The organism is Herbaspirillum sp. B65 (genome assembly GCF_000333555.1).
Taxonomy (GTDB): domain Bacteria; phylum Pseudomonadota; class Gammaproteobacteria; order Burkholderiales; family Burkholderiaceae_D; genus Herbaspirillum; species Herbaspirillum rubrisubalbicans.
The window spans coordinates 1-1,230 of record NZ_BADI01001112.1 but is presented as its reverse complement, the minus strand read 5'-3'; the positions used below and the strand labels follow the sequence as shown (position 1 = coordinate 1,230).

Sequence of the window (1,230 nt, the reverse complement as noted above, 5' to 3'; positions counted from 1 at the left end):
TGGCCATCTCCGGGGTGCACATCACCATGCTTGCAGCTTTGTGCGGTGGCCTGGCGGGCTGGCTGTGGCGGCGTTCGTTCTTCACGGGCGCGCAATTGCCGTTGCGGATGCCGGCCCAGAAGGTGGCGCTGATCGTGGGCATGGTGACGGCCTTGCTCTATGTGCTGCTGGCCGGCTTCGGCGTGCCGGCCCAGCGCACGCTGTACATGTTGATCGTGGTGGGGATCGCTTTCTGGCGCGGGCGCATCGTGCGCGTGTCGGTGGTGCAGTGCCTGGCTCTGGCGCTGGTGTTGTTGCTGGACCCCTGGGCGGTGCTGTGGCCGGGTTTCTGGCTCTCCTTCGGGGCGGTGGCCTTGCTGCTGTATGGCTCGGTCGGGCGGATGCAGCCGCCGCGGGCGATGGCCGCCGCTGCCGCCCGCAAGCACTGGTGGCCGGCGTTGCTGCAGCGGATCAAGGAAGCCAGTCATGCCCAATACGTGGTCACCCTGGGGCTGGTGCCGCTGACCATGCTGCTGTTCGGGCAGTATTCGCTGGTGAGCCCGATTGCCAATGCCATCGCCATCCCGCTGGTGTCGCTGGTGATTACGCCGCTGGCGCTGGTGGGCAGCATCTTGCCGAGCGTGCTGGCGCAATTCGTGTTGCAGGTGCCGCACCAGTTGCTGGCCTGGCTGGCCGATTTCCTGCAAACGCTCAATGCCATGCCCTGGGCGGTATGGCAGACACCCTTGCCAAGCTGGTGGATGTTCGCCTTGGCCCTGGGCGGCACCTTGCTGGTGCTGGCGCCGCGTGGCTGGCCGGTGCGCTGGCTGGGTCTGTTCGGCTGGCTGCCGCTGCTGCTCAATACGCCGCTGGGCCCGGCCGAGGGCACCATGCGCGTGACCGCCTTCGACGTCGGGCAGGGCATGGCGGTGCTGGTGGAAACGCCCGGCCATCGCCTGCTCTATGACACCGGTCCCTATTACACGGCCGACTCGGATGGGGCGACCCGGGTGATCCTGCCGTATCTGCGCGCGCATGGCATCGATCATCTGGATCGGGTGGTGATTTCGCACAATGACAACGACCATTCGGGTGGCGCCTTGTCCTTGTTCAAGAGCCTGTCGGTAGACAGCGTCTATTCTTCGCTGGCACCGGACAGCCGCATCCTGCGCGCTGCGCCTGTGAATACCCGCTGCCAGGCCGGCCAGACCTGGAACTGGGATGGCATCGGCTTTACCGTCCTGCATCCTG

1 protein-coding gene is annotated in these 1,230 nt (G+C 66.3%); it reads left to right on the top strand.

The annotated features are described in order from the left end of the window. A partial coding sequence (locus I5W_RS26405; RefSeq protein WP_044531486.1) for a ComEC/Rec2 family competence protein occupies positions 1 to 1,230 on the top strand: 1,230 nt, incomplete at both ends.